The organism is Actinomyces oris, assembly GCF_006546825.1.
In the GTDB taxonomy this organism is placed as follows: Bacteria; Actinomycetota; Actinomycetes; order Actinomycetales; family Actinomycetaceae; genus Actinomyces; species Actinomyces oris.
The window spans coordinates 88,734-104,276 of record NZ_VICC01000004.1 but is presented as its reverse complement, the minus strand read 5'-3'; the positions used below and the strand labels follow the sequence as shown (position 1 = coordinate 104,276).

The following is a 15,543-nucleotide window of genomic DNA, read 5'->3' as shown; positions in this document are numbered from 1 at the left end:
GGCGCCCTCCGGCTCAGCCGAACGGTCGAGCTCGGAGTCCTCAGCGCAGGGAGGCCAGGGCGTCGGAGTGGGCGACGACGTCGCGCACCATGGCCGGGACCTCGGCGTCGTGGAAAGCGGCCGGCGAGAAGGCGCCGTCGGCGAAGTCGGTGTTGAGCGACAGGAACACGTTGGAGGCCACGACGGTGGCGCCCATGCCCTGGAGGATCTGCTGGAGGTGGCTGACGGCGCGGATGCCGACGCTGTAGGAGTAGCCGACCACGCCCACGCCCTTGTTGGCCACGGCGCCGGGCTGGAGGAAGTCGATGGCGTTCTTCAGGGCGCCGGGGATGGAGAAGTTGTACTCGGGGGTGACGAAGATCAGCGCGTCGAAGGACTTCAGGGCCTCATCGAAGGCGGCGCCGGCCGGGTCGCTGGGGACGGCCATGCGCGGGGGGATCTCCTCGGCGAACAGGGGCAGGTTGAAGGAGGCGATGTCGACGATCTCGGCCTCAACGCCCTCGATCTCGTTGGCCTGGTCGACCACCCACTGGGCGATGGTGCCACCCACGCGGTTGGGGCGGACGGAACCGACGACGACGGCAAGACGGGTCATGTTTCTCTCCTGGTTGAGATGAGCCGGGGCGGGGTCAGCGTCAGGCGAAGACTCCGATGGCGCACCCGGCCGCGACAATTGATTTACCAACAACCTTATGGGAGTTTCGACAGAACGAACTCTCCCTTATTGCATGATACCGGCCACAACGCCCCGTGCTCGCCTTTCCGGTGAGGGCGCATGGAGCCGCGAACTCGTCACGGACTATCGGGCCAGGAAGAAACGGAAGGCGGGGTCGGCGGTCTCCTCGTTGTAGGAGTAGCCGAGGCGGTCCATGTGCTCGGTCAGCTCGACGTCGTCGGGCCCGGCCGCGAAGGCGCACAGGATGCGGCCGTAGTCGGCGCCGTCAGTGCGGTAGTGGAACAGGGTGATGTTCCAGCGGGTCCCCAGCACCTCAAGGAAGTGAGCCAGCGCTCCGGGCGACTCGGGAAAGAGGAAGGAGAAGAGGCGCTCGGACACTCCCGGGGTGGCGCGCCCGCCGATCATGGAGCGCACGTGGACCTTGGCGAGCTCGTCGTCAGTGAGGTCGATGACGTCGTAGCCGGCCTCCTCCAGGTCCGCCACGATCTCGGCGCGCTCCTGGCGCCGGGCGATACGCACGCCCACGAAGATGCGGGCGGGGTCGGTCTCGGTGCGGGCCGCGGAGAGGCGGTAGTTGAACTCGGTGACTGAGCGGGCCCCCAGGACCGAGGCGAAGCGCAGGAAGGAGCCCTGCTCCTCGGGGATGGTGACCCCGAGGATGGCCTCGCGCTGCTCACCGATCTCGCTGCGCTCGGAGATGTAGCGCAGCTGGTGGAAGTTGAGGTTGGCGCCGGACAGGATGAAGGCGAGGCGCTCGCCGGACAGGTGGTGCTCGGCGACGTAGCGCTTGAGCCCCGCCAGGGCCAGGGCCCCGGAGGGCTCGGAGATGGCGCGCACGTCGTCGAAGATGTCACGCACGGCGGCGGAGGTCTCGTCGGAGGAGACGGTGACGACGTCGTCAAGCAGGGCCCGGCACATGCGGAAGGTCTCCTCGCCGATGCGGCGCACGGCCACCCCTTCAGCGAACAGGCCCACGTGGTGCAGGGTGATGGGCTCCCCGCCCAGCAGGGCAGCCTTGAGGCAGGCCGACTCCTCGTGCTCGACGCCGATGACCTTGATCCCGGGCATGAGCTGCTTGATGAGGACGGCGACACCGGCCGCCAGCCCGCCGCCGCCCACGGGCACGAAGACGCGGTCGAGATGGGCGTCCTGCTGGATGAGCTCCAGACCGATGGTGCCCTGACCGGCAATGACACGGGGGTCGTCAAAGGGGGCGATGTAGGACAGGCCCTCGGCCTCGGCCAGGCGGGTGGCCTCAGCCTTGGCCACATCGAAGTTGTCCCCGTGGAGGCGGACCTCGCCACCCAGGGCCCGAACGGCGTCAACCTTGATCTGAGGGGTGACAGTGGGCATGACGATGATGGCGCTCATCCCCAGCAGGGCGGCGGAGCGAGCCACACCCTGGGCGTGGTTGCCGGCCGAGGCGGTGACGACGCCGCGCTCGCGCTCGGCCGGGCTCAGGGAGCGCATGGCGTTGTAGGCGCCGCGGATCTTGAAGGAGTGGACGGTCTGGAGGTCCTCGCGCTTGACCTCGACGGTGTTGCCCAGGCGGGCCGACAGGGCCGGCATCTCCTGCAGGGGCGTGTGCTCGGCCGCCTCGTAGACGGGGGCCTTGAGGATCTCCCGCAGGTAGCGGGCGCTGTCCCAGGCCGGAGTTCCGTTGCTGCTGACGCTGTCGAGCTCATTCACGAGTGACAGCGTAACGGGCCAGGCGCCGCCCGGCTCAAGCCGGCGGTGGCACGCGCTGATTGCGATGCCTTGGCATCTCCGAGGCAGTGTCACCGCCAGAACAGACATCCTCTAGAGCGGATATCCTCCCGATGATATAGTCATGGCGTGAGTGTGAGGTGGTCGATTGAGTTCTCCGAGGAGGTGCGCATCTGGTATGCGGGACTGACTCCCGCCGGCAAGGCCTCGACAGACCGGGTCCTCGAACGGCTTGCCCTGCAGGGCAATATGCTCCGCATGCCACACTCCCGACCACTCGGCGACGGGCTACATGAACTGCGGTTCTCCTTTGAGAACGTCAACCGCCGAATCACGTACGTGTTCGACCCGGACCGCCGAGTCGTCACTCTCACAACGTTCCGCAAGCAACGTCAGAACGAGCGAACCGAAGTCCTGCGCGCCAGACGAGCGCAAGCCGCCCACGAGGCCAGTCGGCACGCAGAAGAGAAGAACGGGAGAAGATCATGAGCACCGCCGCGAACAGCTCCACCGTCACCACCTCGTGGGAGCAGCTCAGGCAGGAGTCGCTGGCCGCCATGACCGAGGCCGAGCGAGCCGAGTACAACCGGGCTGCCATCGAGACCGAGGCCCGCCTCCAACTTGCCGAGCTGGTTTACAACGCGCGTGCGGCCGCAGGAATCTCCCAGACAGAACTGGCCCGACGCGCAGGAACACGTCAGTCCGTTATCTCAGCGATTGAAAACGGCGCTCAAGCACCCGGTGGCGTCATGCTCGCACGTATCGCTCACGCTCTCGGCGGAACTCTCGGGATTCACGTCGCCGCCTAATACACGTCATGCCCCCACCTCCTCATCGGGTCTGCCAATGCTGCGCCATCCGATGTGTCCGCAGAGCGAGCACGTCCTCAGTTCACCGGAGCCGGCGGGAATAATTCGGCTGGACCGCAAGGTTGGTACGCACACCCTACGGAAAGGAGCCGCCATGTCGCTCCAGCTCTTCGAGCTCGTCCCCACCACCCCGTCACGCGAGGCCGCCGAGGCCCTCATCGCGCAGGTCTCCCAGGCCGTTGAGGCCGCCGGCGCCTCCGTCCTGGAGTCGCAAGTCACCGCCAGTCACGAACGCATCTTCACCATCGTCGAACTCGACTCCGACGACGTCACCGGCCTGACCGAGGCCGTCCGGTCCGCTGCGGCCGACGCCGAGGTCACCGGCCCCGACGAGGTCCGCCTCGTGGGCGCCGAGCTGGAGGACGTGCGCGCCCTGGCCCGCAAGGCCGACTACCTCGTGGAGTGGGACATCCCCGAGGAGATCTCCATGGAGACCTACCTGGCGCGCAAGAAGGCCAACTCCCCCAAGTACGCCCAGGTGCCGGAGGTGAGCTTCCTGCGCACCTACGTGCGCGAGGACACGGTCAAGTGCCTGTGCTTCTACGACGCCCCCGATGAGGAGGCCGTGGTGCGCGCCCGCGAGGCCGTCTCCACCCCGATCGACCGCCTCCACGCCCTGGAGGGCTGAGACCCCGGTCGGCTGATGAGGCGGGCGCCAACCCATTGCGCGGTTGGCGCCCGCCTCGTTATCTGTGCCCGACGACGCAGCCCCCTCGCGCCCGGCCCGGGCCGGAGCCGGACCGCTGCCACCGGGCCCTCAACGTCTCAGCCGCTCCAGCGGTCCCCGCGGTCTCAGCGCCGCATGCTGCGGGAGGCGGCGACGGACGTGATCGACAGGACCACGAGGGCGGCGGCGGGCGTGGCCACGGCCCAGGGGGCCCGTTCGATGTAGGGCAGCGCGTCGGACAGGACCAGCCCCCACTCCGGTGCGGGGCTCTGGGCGCCCAGGCCGAGGAATCCCAGGGCGGCCAGGGCCAAGGCCTTGCCGGGCAGCCTCAGGGCCGCGTGGCGCGCCAGAGGGCCGACGACGGCGGGCAGGACCCGGGTCAGGGTGATCCGCAACCGCCCCTCCCCCAGGACCGGGGCGAGGAGGACGTCGGGGCGCTGCCGGTTCTCGGCGACGAGCCCGGCGGCGTGGGAGGCCAGGGGTGCCCAGCCGACGCCAGCCACGGCGATGGCGGCGCCCGTGGCGCTGGGCCCGGAGACGCCGGCGACGATGAGGCCGGCCAGGATCGGCGGGGCGGCGTTGGCGACTTCGATGAACCCCGTGGCCGCCCGCGGCGCCAGCCCCACCAGGATGGCGATGACGAAGCACACCACCGTGACGATGACGGCGCCGCTCACCGTGGACACGGCCCCGTGAGCCACCCGTGCCAGCACGTCGCGCCCGAGCGAGTCGGCGCCCAGCGGGAGGGCGGCGCTGGGCTGTGCGAGCTTGTCCGCGACGACGGCGTAGGGGTCTCGCCGGATCCCGACGGCCACCATGAGGGCCAGCAGGGCGGCACCGCTGACGGCGATGACGCGGGCGGCCCGCCCCGGGTGCTCCACCGGGGGCGGTGCCGTCAGTCCGCCCGCCCCGGCGGCCCGCCCCATGAGGAGGCGTCGGGCCGCCCCGGCGATGACGCCGGTGGCCAGTGCCAAGGCGAGCAGCAGCAGGATCTGGGCCTGGAGGGCCGGCACATCCTGGGCGGAGGCGGCGTCCAGGAGCTCGCGCCCCAGCCCGGGGATGGCGAAGATCTTCTCCACGGCGACCGCGCCGCCGGTCAGGGCGACGACGACGAGCGCCACCTGCCCGGTCAGTGGTGCCAGGGCCCGCCGCAGGACGGCTCCGGCCAGGGTTCGGCCGCGGATGCCGGCGGTGGACCAGGTGGCCACCCAGCGTTCGGAGAAGGTGGCGGTGACGGCGTCGGAGACGAGTCCGCCGAGGTAGCCGCCGGTGGGCAGGCCCAGGCTGAGGGCCGGCATGATGACCTTCTCGGGGCTGCCCCACCCGAAGGGCGGCAGGATCCTGAGGTAGACGGCCAGGACGAGCATGAGGATCGGGGCCAGGAGGTACTCGGGCAGGGAGATGAGGACCGCGGAGGCGGCGCCGCCGCGGGGCCGGGGTTGCCCTCGCAGCCCGTCGCGCAGGGCGGGCAGGACCAGTGCGGCGGCCACGACGACCCCGACGCCGAGCGCGGCGGCCATGAGGCTCAGGGAGACCCCGAAGGCGTCCACGGCATCCGGGCCGACGTCGGCTCCCGAGACCCAGGAGCGGCCCAGGTCGCCGCGGGCCACTCCGGCCAGCCAGTGCCCGATGACGTGGAGGGGGCCGCCATCGATCCCGATGCTCTTGCGGATGGATGCCAGGACCTCCGGTGTGGGCTCCCGGTCGGAGGAGGTGGCGCGCAGGATCGTCAGGGCCGGGTCCTTGCCCGAGAGCCATGGCAGCATGCCCACCAGGACCACGAGACAGGCCAGGGCGAGCAGGCGCGAGATGCCGGTGACAAGGTCACCCGTGCGCAGGCGCCCGGCGAGCCGAGTGAGCACGCCGCTCACTTCTTCACGGTCGTGGCCGAGGTGATGAGGGCGCGCTCGCCCGGGTCGCGCTGGGCGCCGGTGACCCCGGCGGCCTCGCCCTGGATGACGCGCTCGTGGGCCAGCGGGATGGCGGCGCCGGAGGCGAGGATGGCCTGCTCGGCGGCCATGATGGCCTTGTGGCGCTCGTCGCCGGGCTGCGTGGCGGCGGCCTTGGAGATGGCGGCGTCGACCTTCTCGTCGTGCAGGCCGCTCATGGAGTAAGAGCCGGAGGAGGAGAAGTCGGCGGTCATGTAGGCGACGGCGTCGCCGGAGTCCAGGACGGTGGAGCGCGACACGAGGACGGCGTGGAACTTGCCGGCCAGGGCCTCGGACTCGATCTGGTTGTACTCGCGCACGTCCTGGGTGACCTTGAAGCCGGCGGCCTCGAGCTGCTGGGCCAGGAGGGGGACCATCTCTCCGAGCTCGGGGCGGTCGGTGTAGGAGGCCAGGGTGATGGCGGTGCCGGCGGGGACGGTCCCGGCGGCGGTGGCGCCCGGGACCTTGCCGGTGGCGGCCGCACCCGAGGCTCCGGGGTAGGTCTCCTTCTTCCAGGCGCGCAGCTCGGCGGCCCAGGGCACGGCCGGCCCCAGGAGTCCGACGGGGGAGTCGGCGTGGCCCTCGAAGACGGTCTTGATGAGGGCGGCGGGGTCGACGGCATTGCGGGCGGCGGCGCGCAGGGCGGGGTCGGCGAAGGGGCCGGAGCGGGTGTTGAGGTAGAGGGTGGAGGTGCGCGGGGTGGCCACCTCGTGGAGAAGGTTCTTGTCGATGTTGCCGACCTGGGCGACGGGGACGGCCTCGACGATGTCAGCGGTGTCGGTGCGCAGGGCGTTGGCGCGGGCGGCGCCGTCGGGAACGTAGGTGACGTCGATGCCGGGGGCGGTGGCCTTCGTGCCCCAGTACTTGTCGTTGCGTTCCAGGGTGGCACCGGAGGAGCCGTTGGCCTGCTTGAGGATGAAGGCGCCGGTGCCGTGGCCGACGGGGTCGATGGCGCCGTCGGCGGAACTGGGGTAGGCGGCCGGGGACAGGATGACGAGCTGGGGGCTGGACAGGCGCTGCGGCATGAGGGGGTCGGGGGCCGCGGTGGTCAGGAGGAGGTCCTTGCCGTCGGCCTTCGCGGTGAGTTGGATTCCGTCCAGGACGCGTGGCGGCTTGGCGGCGGTGGCGGCGAAGGTGAGGGCGGCGGCCGCGTTCTCGGCGCTCAGGGCGGTGCCGTCGTGGAAGGTGACGCCCTCGCGCAGGGTGAGGCGCCAGGTGGTCTCGCCCTCGCGCTTCCAGGAGGTGGCGAGCAGCTCCTGGGCGTCGCCGTCGGCGTTGAGCGTCGTGAGGCCCTCAGCGCAGGACCACCGAGTGAGCTTGAGGCCGTCGTTGGTGAGCGGGTTGAGCTTGCTCTCGGGGGCGTGGAACATGGCCAGGCGGATGCGGCCGTCGCCCGAGGAGCTGCGCGAGCAGGAGGCGATGGCGGCGGCGCCGGCTCCGACGCCGAGGGCGGCGAGGACCTGGCGGCGGGTGACGGCGGGGGTGGGCATGGACATGGATGCTCCTTCGGGCCTGTGTCGGAGTGTCAGCTGTCGGGGTGTCATCGGTCGGGGAGGTCGTCAGTCGGTGGCGGTCGGCAGGGTGGGGACGGCGTCGCGCAGGGCGCGGGTGGCCGGGTGGGCGGGTTCGGTCAGGAGGCGGCGCATGGGGGCGTCCTCGACGATGGCGCCGCCGTCCATGACCAGGGCCCGCTGGCAGACGCGGGCGACGGCGGCCAGGTCGTGCGACACCACTAGCAGGGCTGGGGCGGGCACGGCGCAGTAGCCAGCTGGGGCGGGCACGGCGCCGGAAGCAGCTGGGGCGGGCACAGCGCCGGAACCAGCCGGGGCGGGCTCAGGCTCACCACTCGCGCCGGACTTGGCGGGGGGCGTTCCCTCACCGCTCGTGTCGGCGTCGGGGCCAGTCTCGGGGCCGGCCTCGATGGCGGCGAGCAGGTCGAGGGTCTGGCGGCGCAGGGCGGGGTCGAGCCCGGAGACCGGCTCGTCGAGCAGGAGATAGCGCGGGGACAGGGCCAGGGCCCGGGCGATGGAGACCCGCTGCGCCTGGCCGCCGGAGATCTCGTGGGGCCGGCTCTCCCATATCTCGCGGCGAATCTCGAGGCTCTCCAGCACCCGCCGGGCCCGACTGGTGGCCTCCTCACGGTCGCGCACCACCCCCAGGGTGCGCAGCGGGGTGGCCACCTGCGCCAGCACTGAGCGGCGCGGGTGGAGGGTGGCGGCGGCGTCCTGGGGCACGTACTGCACCGCCCGACGGAAGGCCCGCAGCGCTCGGGCTCCGCCTCGGCGCACGGGTTCGCCGTCGAGCAGGATCTCGCCGGCGTCTTCCGACCCCGGGGAGTCGAGCAGCAGCAGGGCGCGCAGCAGCGTCGTCTTGCCGCATCCTGAGCGTCCGATGAGGGCCACGTTCTCCCCCGGCTCCAGGCGCAGGTCCACGCCGCGCAGCACCTCTCGCCGCTCGCCGCCCGCCCCCGGGTGGGAGCGCCTGAGGCCACGGGTCTCAAGTCCGCTCATGCGGCGGCTCCCGCTGCGGCCAGGGCCCCGTCGATGGTTTCCTCGGCGCCGGCCTCGCACATGGCGGCCGTGACCGGGTGCTCGGGGCGGGTCAGGACGGAGCGGGTCTGCCCCGACTCGATGATGGCGCCGTCGTGGAGGACGGCGATGTTCTCGCAGATGGCGGCGGCGGGCAGGTCGTGGGTGATGAGGAGCAGGGCGGGGGCCTGGGGCAGGCTGGTCAGGGAGCTCAGGAGCCCGAGAATCTCGGCGCGGGCGACGACGTCGAGGGCGGTGGTGGGCTCGTCGGCGATGATGAGGGCGGGTTCGGCGGCCAGGGCCAGGGCCAGGCTGACGCGTTGGCGCTGACCTCCGGAGAGGCGCCCGGGGACGCGGTCGGCGAAGGACTCGTCGAGCCCGACGGCGTAGAGGTAGTCGGTGGCGCGCTCATCTGCCTCGTCCCGGGTGCGTCCGGCGGCCTGGGAGGCCAGGGCGATCTGGCGGCCGACCGCGATGAGCGGGTGCAGGGCGGTGGAGTGGTCCTGCGGGACCAGCGCGATGCGGCTGCCCCGGGGGCGCCGGGCGGCGGGCAGACCCAGGAGGTTGACGCCACTTGCCCTGTCCGCCTGGTCGGAGCTCGCGCGCGGGTCGCTGCCTGCGTCGGCGACGTCGGGCTCAACGGTCAGGGAGCCGGCGACCTCCAGGGAGGCCGGTAGGGTACCCGCGAGCGCGGCGCAGGTGAGGGACTTGCCCGCCCCGGAGGCGCCGACCAGGGCGGTCCGGCTTGCGGGGGCCAGGCGGAGGGCGACGCCGTTGACCAACGTCGTGCTGCCGGATCGCACCACCAGCGATCTGAGAACGATTGTCACACGCAAACCCTAGGTGCAAGTGACAACGATTTTCAAATATGCAGTTGGTCAACCCTGGTCGTCCCTGACGGCCGCTGAGAGCTACTTGATGCCGAGGCGCTTGAGGTCGCGCACGGCGCCCAGGTCGGCGCTGGTGGCGAGCATGGCGTAGGCGCGCAGCGCTGCGGAGACCTTGCGGGGGCGGTCCACGTGCGGGGTCCAGGCGTCCTCGCCGCGGGCCTCCTCCTCGGCGCGGCGGCGCTCGATCTCCTCCTCGCTCAGGCGCACGGAGATGGAGCGGCCCGGGATGTCGATGTCGATGACGTCGCCGCTGCGCACCAGGCCGATGAGCCCCCCGGCTGCCGCCTCCGGGGAGACGTGGCCGATGCTGAGCCCGGAGGTGCCCCCGGAGAAGCGCCCGTCGGTGAGCAGGGCGCACTCCTTACCCAGGTGCATGGACTTGATGTAGGTGGTCGGGTAGAGCATCTCCTGCATGCCGGGGCCGCCGCGCGGTCCCTCGTGGCTGATGATGACGACGTCGCCGGACTTCACCTGCTTTCCGAGGATCCCGGCGACGGCGTCCTCCTGGGACTCGAAGACGACGGCGGGCCCGGAGAAGGTCAGGATCGACTCGTCCACGCCGGCGGTCTTGACGATGCAGCCCTTCTCGGCAATGTTGCCGAAGAGGACGGCCAGGCCGCCGTCGGCGGAGTAGGCGTGCTCGATGTCGCGGATGCAGCCGGCAGCGCGGTCGGTGTCGAGGGACTCCCAGCGGGAGGCCTGGGAGAACATCTCGGTGGTGCGCACGCCGGCGGGGGCGGCGAGGTAACCGGTGCGGATCTCCTCGCTGACCTGGGAGCCGGGAACGCCGTCGGGGCCGGGGCGGGCGATGTCGTAGGCGGCGAGCTCCTCACCCAGGGTGGTGCCCAGGACGTTGGAAGTGGTGGTCTCCAGCAGGCCACCGCGGTCGAGCTCGCCGAGGATGCCGATGATGCCGCCGGCGCGGTGGACATCCTCGATGTGGTAGAGGTTCGTCGAGGGCGCGACCTTGGCCAGGTGGGGGACCTTGCGCGAGAGGCGGTCGATGTCGGCCATGGTGAAGTCGACCTCGGCCTCCTGGGCGGCGGCCAGCAGGTGCAGGACGGTGTTGGTGGAGCCGCCCATGGCGATGTCCAGGCTCATGGCGTTCTCGAAGGCCGCCTTGGTGGCGATGGAACGCGGCAGGACGGAGGCGTCGTCGTGCTCGTAGTAGGCCCGGGTGATCTCGACGATCTGGTGGCCGACGCGCTTGAAGAGCTCGCCGCGGTCGGCGTGGGTGGCCAGCAGGGTGCCGTTCATGGGCAGGGCCAGGCCGAGGGCCTCGGTGAGGCAGTTCATGGAGTTGGCGGTGAACATGCCCGAGCAGGAGCCGCAGGTGGGGCAGGCCAGGCGCTCGATGGCGCTGATGGTCTCGTCGGAGACGGTGGGGTCGGCGGCGTCCATCATGGCGTCGATGAGGTCGAGCTTGCGGGTGGTGCCGTCGGCGGCGGTCATCTTGCCCGACTCCATGGGGCCGCCGGAGATGAAGATGGCCGGGATGTTGAGGCGCATGGCGGCCATGAGCATGCCCGGGGTGATCTTGTCGCAGTTGGAGATGCACACGAGGGCGTCGGCGCAGTGGGCGCTGACCATGTACTCCACGGAGTCCGCGATGAGGTCGCGACTGGGCAGGGAGTAGAGCATGCCGTCGTGGCCCATGGCGATGCCGTCGTCGACGGCGATCGTGTTGAACTCCTTGGCCAGGCCCCCGGCGGCCTCGATCTCGGTGGCCACGAGGCGTCCGACGTCGCGCAGGCCCACGTGCCCGGGGACGAACTGGGTGAAGGAGTTCGCGATGGCGATGATCGGTTTGCCGAAGTCGGAGTCCTTGACGCCGGTGGCGCGCCACAGTGCACGGGCGCCCGCCATGTTGCGGCCGTGGGTGGAGGTGGCGCTGCGGTACTGCGGCATGAGCGATTCCTTCTTGGGCAGACGGACTGGAACGGCGTCGTAAGGAGCCGGCCTCAGGGGGTGGCCAGCGCTTCACGACGCCGTGTTGCCATAGCGTAGCCCTCGTTGGCTCCGGGCGCCGCTTCGCTTCCTGTCCCTGAGACGCGCTGAGACGCACTGAGACGCGCCAAGGCCACCCCCGGCGCGGTCTCGGGCCGTCGTCCCGCACCCGAGGAGGGCCTCGCTCACCGCCACGATTTGCGGAACACCGGGCTTGCGTCACGGAAGCAGACGCGCGTTCGCACAGCAGGGCTCCAGGACGCACTGTCAGGGTGCGGTCCTGGGCACCTACCGTGCGAACGCGCGGTCAGCAGCTCAGTGGGCCCGGCTCACATGACGTCGAGGATCTCCGTGACGAAGACGAGGGTGTCGCCGCCGCGGATGCCGGCCTGCGGGACGCCGCGGTCGCCGTAGCCGAGCTCGGAGGGGATGGACAGCAGCAGGCGCGAGCCGACGCGCTGGCCCACGAGGCCGTCGTCCCAGCCGCGGATGACCATGCCGACGCCGACCTGGAAGTTCAGCGGCTGGCCGCGGTCGTAGGAGTTGTCGAAGACGTCGCCGCCCCAGATCTGGCCCAGGTAGTTGGCCACGATCGTGTCGCCGGCCTCCACCACCTGGCCGTCACCGGCGTCGAGCACCTGGACCTGGAGCCCCTCGGGGGCCTCGGTCCCGGGGAAGGTGAGCGTGGGCTTCGTGCCCTTGGCGCCCTCGACGGAGGGCATGTTGGTGTTAATCATGCGGTGAGCCTACGTGAGGCCCCCGGTTCGACGCCTCAGCGGGCCTCGGCCCAGCGCGAACCCGGTGACCGAGGCGGACAGCAGCCGGGGTGGCAGAGAGAAGGGGCACGGACGCTGCGCATACACAGCTGGGGCCGGAACGCATCACATGCGTCCCGGCCCCAGCCGAGGTGGTGGCGTCAGACCGGACCGGACGAACCTGGCCCGGCCCCGCGCTCAGTCGCGGAAGTAGCTCAGCAGGCGGAGGAACTCCACGTAGAGCCACACGAGGGTGACGACCAGGCCGAAGGCCCCCGCCCAGGCGTAGCGCCGGGGCAGCCCGTTGCGCACCCCGTTCTCAATGGACTCGAAGTCGATCGCCAGGAAGAAGGAGGCCAGGATGACCGCGAGGATTCCCAGCGGGACTCCCAGCGGGATCCCCATGATGGTCAGGGAGCGCAGGCCCCAGGCGCCGGTAGTGGCGCCGGTTACCATGAGGACGAAGTTGATGAGGCTGAAGATCATGTAGCCGAAGGTGGCCACGACCACCACTCGACGGAACCTGCCCTGGACCCGGAAGCCGCCATAGGAGTAGGCCGCGAGCATGGCGCCGAAGGTGGCCAGCGTCGCGAGCACGGCCTGGACGACAATGCCCTCGTAGCGGGCCTCCATGACGCCGGAGACGCCACCCAGCATCAGTCCCTCGAAGGCCGCGTAGGCCAGGATGAGGGCCGGGGAGGGCTCCCGCTTGAAGCTGTTGACCAGACCGAGGACGATGCTGCCGATGACGCCGGCGAGCACCGCCGCGGCGCCCATACCGAAAGTCGCCTCATTGGTCACCAGACTCCAGGTCAGGGCGCCCATGGCCAGGATGACGGCGAACATGCCGGCAGTGCGGATGATGACGTCGTCGTAGGTCATGCGTCGCATGTCCGCGTTGGTGGCCGACGGCGCCTGGTACTGGGTCTCCAGGCCGGCCATCTGCTCGGGAGTCACCTGGCCGTAGCCGGCCACCTGCTGACCGTACTGGTTGCCGTACTGGCCGGCGGCCTGACCGTACTGGTTGCCGTACTGGCCGTACTGCTGGCCGTAGCCGGTTGCCTGCTGGCCGTACTGGCCGGCCTGGTAGCCGGGCATGGTGGGGTAGCCGTTGGGCGTCTGGGCCGGGGCGGTCCCGGGCGCATGGCCGCCTTCCTTGAAGGCGGTGCTTCGGCTGAAGAAGGGATTGGACATGTTCCTCTCATCCTCTCTGAGGGGGCTGGGACCGTCGGCCCGGAGAGGCCGCCGCTCGCAGTCCAGTCCGGCCGCCACGGACCGGCACCGGAAACTGCGCATATTATGCGCAGCCCCCGCCCGGTCAGGGGAACCTATTTCCCTCACAACGTAGCCATGTGGGGAGAGATCCCCACTCGCGCACCAAGTGCCGCCGTCTCCTCGACGCCCTACGGCGTCACATCGACCGATCGGTTCTCATCCTCCAGGAGGACCCTCCTCCCCCTGACGGACCCGCCCCGGCCGAACCCGGGTTCGTCACCTCGGCCGATTCGCCGACGACGGCGCATTCCTAGGCTGGAGCCATCCGGTTGCTCCGTGGGAGCAGCCCCCTGGAGGAACCACGGAGATCCATCCACCCCCTGGCCAGAGGCCCACGTGGAAGAGAGAACATCATGATCGAGGCAGTCAATCTCACCAAGCGCTACGGCAAGAAGACCGCGGTGAACAACATCTCCTTCACCGTCGAGCCCGGCACCGTCACCGGCTTCCTGGGTCCCAACGGGGCGGGCAAGTCCACCACGATGCGCATGATCATGGGCCTGGACAAGCCCACCAGCGGCAAGGTCACCATCAACGGGCGCCCCTACCGGCAGCTGTCGGCCCCCCTGTGCGAGGTCGGCGCCCTGCTGGACGCCAAGGGCCTGCACGGCTCGCGCAGCGCCCGCAACCACCTGCGCCAGCTGGCCGCCTCCAACGGCATCCCCGCCAAGCGGGTCGATGAGGTCCTCGACATCACTGGCCTGGCCTCGGTGGCCAAGAAGCGCGTCAAGGGCTTCTCCCTGGGCATGGGCCAGCGCCTGGGCATCGCGGCAGCCCTGCTGGGCGACCCCGGCGTGCTCCTGTTCGACGAGCCCGTCAACGGCCTGGACCCCGAAGGGGTCAAGTGGGTGCGTGAGACCTGCCGCCGCCTGGCCGGCGAGGGCCGCACCGTGTTCATCTCCTCCCACCTCATGAGCGAGATGGCCCAGACCGCCGACCACCTCCTGGTCATCGGCCGGGGCCGGATCCTCACGGCCGGCCCGGTCGACGACGTCATCGCCTCAGCCACCACCGACCGGGTGCGCGTGGCCTCCCCTCAGGCCACCGAGCTCGCCGAGCTCATGGCCTCCCGCAACCTGGCCGCCCGGCCCGTGGCCCCCAACGTCCTGGAGACCACCGCGACCACCGCCGCCACCATCGGCGAGCTGGCCGCCCAGGGCGGCATCGTCCTGCACGAGCTCACCACCATCCGCGCCAGCCTCGAAGAGGCCTACATGACTCTGACCAGCGACTCCGTGGAGTACCGCGCCGATCCCACCTCCCAGAACCAGGTGCAGCAGGCCGTGCCACAGGTCGTGCCGCGGGCCTCTGCCCGGGGCTGAGGCCCGCACGCCAGCGCGCCACGCCCGCCACCAGAAGCTCCATCCGTCTCACTCCAGAAGGCCAGCCATGAGTACTCACAGCCCCGCACACGCCTCCGCCGCCCCAGCCAGCCCCGCCCCGGTGCGCACCGCCGTCGGGACCGCCCCCGCAGGCCCCGCCCCGCGCCCAGCCGGCCCACACATTCAGGGCCGCCAGACCCTCCTGCACTCCGTGCGCGCCGAGTGGATCAAGCTCTGGTCCCTGCGCTCGACCTGGATCACCTCCTTCATCGCCATCGCCCTGACCGTCCTGTTCGGCGCCGGTATCGCCATCGCGTCCGGGCAGCGGCCGGAGGGCCAGGAGTCGGCCAAGGACCTCATCACCACCGGTCTGGCATTCGGGCAGATCGTCGTCTCGGTCCTGGGAGCCCTCGTCATCACCGGGGAGTACGCCTCCGGTCAGATCCGCTCCTCCCTGGCCGCCGTCCCCAGGCGCGGGCATCTCCTCCTGGCCAAGGCCGTGGTCCTGGCCATCGTCTCCTTCCTTCTGGGAAGCCTGTCCGTCTTCCTGTCCTGGGCGATCTCCAAGCCCTTCCTCGGCGAGCACGCCGGCTCCCTCACCGACGCGCACTACGCCGGCTACATCTGGGGCTCAGGCCTGGTCTTCGCCGGCATCGCGCTGATGACCCTGGGCATCGGCTTCCTGCTGCGCTCCACCGCCGGCGCCATCACCGTCGTCGTCTCCCTCCTGTTCGTCATCCTGCTGCCGCTTCAGCTCGCGGCCGGTCAGTGGAACTGGGTCAACAAGATCATCGAATGCCTGCCGATCTCCGTCTCCTCGGCTGTGTCCAACCCCTTGCCGGAGGCCGCCCAGTCGAGCGCTGAGGGAGCCCAGTTCCTCACCCACGGCCAGTCCATCGCGGTCTTCGCCGCCTGGGCGCTCATCCCGCTCATCGCCGCCTGGTTCGTCTTCTCCCGGCGCGACGCCTGAGCGGGCGAC

General features: G+C 70.8%; 14 protein-coding genes. 5 read left to right on the top strand and 9 right to left on the bottom strand.

Annotated elements, in window-relative coordinates; translation table 11 throughout:
• Positions 1 to 40 precede the first annotated feature (40 nt).
• Complete coding sequence (locus FK267_RS04685; RefSeq protein WP_003787469.1) at positions 41 to 595, bottom strand: NADPH-dependent FMN reductase; 555 nt, start codon at positions 593 to 595, stop codon at positions 41 to 43.
• Between the two features lie 204 nt (positions 596 to 799).
• Positions 800 to 2,365, bottom strand: a complete 1,566-nt coding sequence (ilvA, locus tag FK267_RS04680) for a threonine ammonia-lyase, biosynthetic (protein WP_141406456.1) — start codon at positions 2,363 to 2,365, stop codon at positions 800 to 802.
• A 147-nt stretch (positions 2,366 to 2,512) separates the two neighbouring features.
• Here ilvA and FK267_RS04675 point away from each other — a divergent pair, with 147 nt between their 5' ends.
• The 3 genes from FK267_RS04675 to FK267_RS04665 all read left to right on the top strand — a co-directional run bounded on the left by FK267_RS04675 (position 2,513) and on the right by FK267_RS04665 (position 3,880).
• A complete protein-coding gene (locus tag FK267_RS04675) occupies positions 2,513 to 2,872 on the top strand; it encodes a type II toxin-antitoxin system RelE/ParE family toxin (protein ID WP_309313471.1) in 360 nt (119 codons plus the stop codon).
• Positions 2,869 to 3,192 (top strand): helix-turn-helix domain-containing protein, encoded by a 324-nt coding sequence (locus FK267_RS04670; RefSeq protein ID WP_010613905.1) that lies wholly within the window; start codon positions 2,869 to 2,871, stop codon positions 3,190 to 3,192. The genes FK267_RS04675 and FK267_RS04670 overlap by 4 nt, the downstream gene beginning before the upstream one ends.
• A 154-nt stretch (positions 3,193 to 3,346) precedes the next feature.
• A complete protein-coding gene (locus tag FK267_RS04665) occupies positions 3,347 to 3,880 on the top strand; it encodes a DUF4242 domain-containing protein (protein WP_010613904.1) in 534 nt (177 codons plus the stop codon).
• A 164-nt stretch (positions 3,881 to 4,044) separates the two neighbouring features.
• Here FK267_RS04665 and FK267_RS04660 read toward each other — a convergent pair whose 3' ends face one another.
• The 7 genes from FK267_RS04660 to FK267_RS04630 form a co-directional block, all read right to left on the bottom strand.
• Complete coding sequence (locus tag FK267_RS04660) at positions 4,045 to 5,790, bottom strand: ABC transporter permease subunit (RefSeq protein WP_249039337.1); 1,746 nt, start codon at positions 5,788 to 5,790, stop codon at positions 4,045 to 4,047.
• Positions 5,787 to 7,343: an ABC transporter substrate-binding protein gene (locus FK267_RS04655; RefSeq protein WP_141406455.1), complete on the bottom strand. Its 1,557-nt coding sequence runs from the start codon at positions 7,341 to 7,343 to the stop codon at positions 5,787 to 5,789. The genes FK267_RS04660 and FK267_RS04655 overlap by 4 nt, the downstream gene beginning before the upstream one ends.
• A gap of 63 nt (positions 7,344 to 7,406) precedes the next feature.
• A complete protein-coding gene (locus tag FK267_RS04650; protein ID WP_141406454.1) occupies positions 7,407 to 8,357 on the bottom strand; it encodes an ABC transporter ATP-binding protein in 951 nt (316 codons plus the stop codon).
• Positions 8,354 to 9,205, bottom strand: a complete 852-nt coding sequence (locus FK267_RS04645) for an ATP-binding cassette domain-containing protein (RefSeq protein WP_141406453.1) — start codon at positions 9,203 to 9,205, stop codon at positions 8,354 to 8,356. Before FK267_RS04645 ends, FK267_RS04650 begins: the two co-directional genes overlap by 4 nt.
• 81 nt (positions 9,206 to 9,286) lie before the next feature.
• Positions 9,287 to 11,173, bottom strand: a complete 1,887-nt coding sequence (ilvD, locus tag FK267_RS04640; RefSeq protein ID WP_010613899.1) for a dihydroxy-acid dehydratase — start codon at positions 11,171 to 11,173, stop codon at positions 9,287 to 9,289.
• Positions 11,174 to 11,541: 368 nt separating this feature from the next.
• The gene (locus FK267_RS04635; protein WP_141406452.1) at positions 11,542 to 11,949 is read right to left on the bottom strand and encodes an FKBP-type peptidyl-prolyl cis-trans isomerase; all 408 of its coding nucleotides are present in this window, start codon (positions 11,947 to 11,949) and stop codon (positions 11,542 to 11,544) included.
• Between the two features lie 216 nt (positions 11,950 to 12,165).
• Positions 12,166 to 13,161 (bottom strand): Bax inhibitor-1/YccA family protein, encoded by a 996-nt coding sequence (locus FK267_RS04630; protein WP_141406451.1) that lies wholly within the window; start codon positions 13,159 to 13,161, stop codon positions 12,166 to 12,168.
• Between the two features lie 434 nt (positions 13,162 to 13,595).
• Here FK267_RS04630 and FK267_RS04625 point away from each other — a divergent pair, with 434 nt between their 5' ends.
• Positions 13,596 to 14,564 (top strand): ABC transporter ATP-binding protein, encoded by a 969-nt coding sequence (locus tag FK267_RS04625; RefSeq protein WP_141406450.1) that lies wholly within the window; start codon positions 13,596 to 13,598, stop codon positions 14,562 to 14,564.
• A 67-nt stretch (positions 14,565 to 14,631) separates the two neighbouring features.
• Positions 14,632 to 15,534, top strand: a complete 903-nt coding sequence (locus FK267_RS04620; RefSeq protein WP_141406449.1) for an ABC transporter permease — start codon at positions 14,632 to 14,634, stop codon at positions 15,532 to 15,534.
• Positions 15,535 to 15,543: the final 9 nt, after the last annotated feature.

What these genes read in the sequence shown, in the direction of transcription:
- FK267_RS04650 (WP_141406454.1), bottom strand. Translation starts at nt 8,357, where the DNA reads ATGAGCGGACTTGAGACCCGTGGCCTCAGGCGCTCCCACCCGGGGGCG.
- FK267_RS04665 (WP_010613904.1), top strand. Translation starts at nt 3,347, where the DNA reads ATGTCGCTCCAGCTCTTCGAGCTCGTCCCCACCACCCCGTCACGCGAG.
- FK267_RS04655 (WP_141406455.1), bottom strand. Translation starts at nt 7,343, where the DNA reads ATGTCCATGCCCACCCCCGCCGTCACCCGCCGCCAGGTCCTCGCCGCC.
- ilvD (WP_010613899.1), bottom strand. Translation starts at nt 11,173, where the DNA reads ATGCCGCAGTACCGCAGCGCCACCTCCACCCACGGCCGCAACATGGCG.
- FK267_RS04630 (WP_141406451.1), bottom strand. Translation starts at nt 13,161, where the DNA reads ATGTCCAATCCCTTCTTCAGCCGAAGCACCGCCTTCAAGGAAGGCGGC.
- FK267_RS04620 (WP_141406449.1), top strand. Translation starts at nt 14,632, where the DNA reads ATGAGTACTCACAGCCCCGCACACGCCTCCGCCGCCCCAGCCAGCCCC.
- FK267_RS04685 (WP_003787469.1), bottom strand. Translation starts at nt 595, where the DNA reads ATGACCCGTCTTGCCGTCGTCGTCGGTTCCGTCCGCCCCAACCGCGTG.
- FK267_RS04625 (WP_141406450.1), top strand. Translation starts at nt 13,596, where the DNA reads ATGATCGAGGCAGTCAATCTCACCAAGCGCTACGGCAAGAAGACCGCG.
- FK267_RS04670 (WP_010613905.1), top strand. Translation starts at nt 2,869, where the DNA reads ATGAGCACCGCCGCGAACAGCTCCACCGTCACCACCTCGTGGGAGCAG.
- FK267_RS04635 (WP_141406452.1), bottom strand. Translation starts at nt 11,949, where the DNA reads ATGATTAACACCAACATGCCCTCCGTCGAGGGCGCCAAGGGCACGAAG.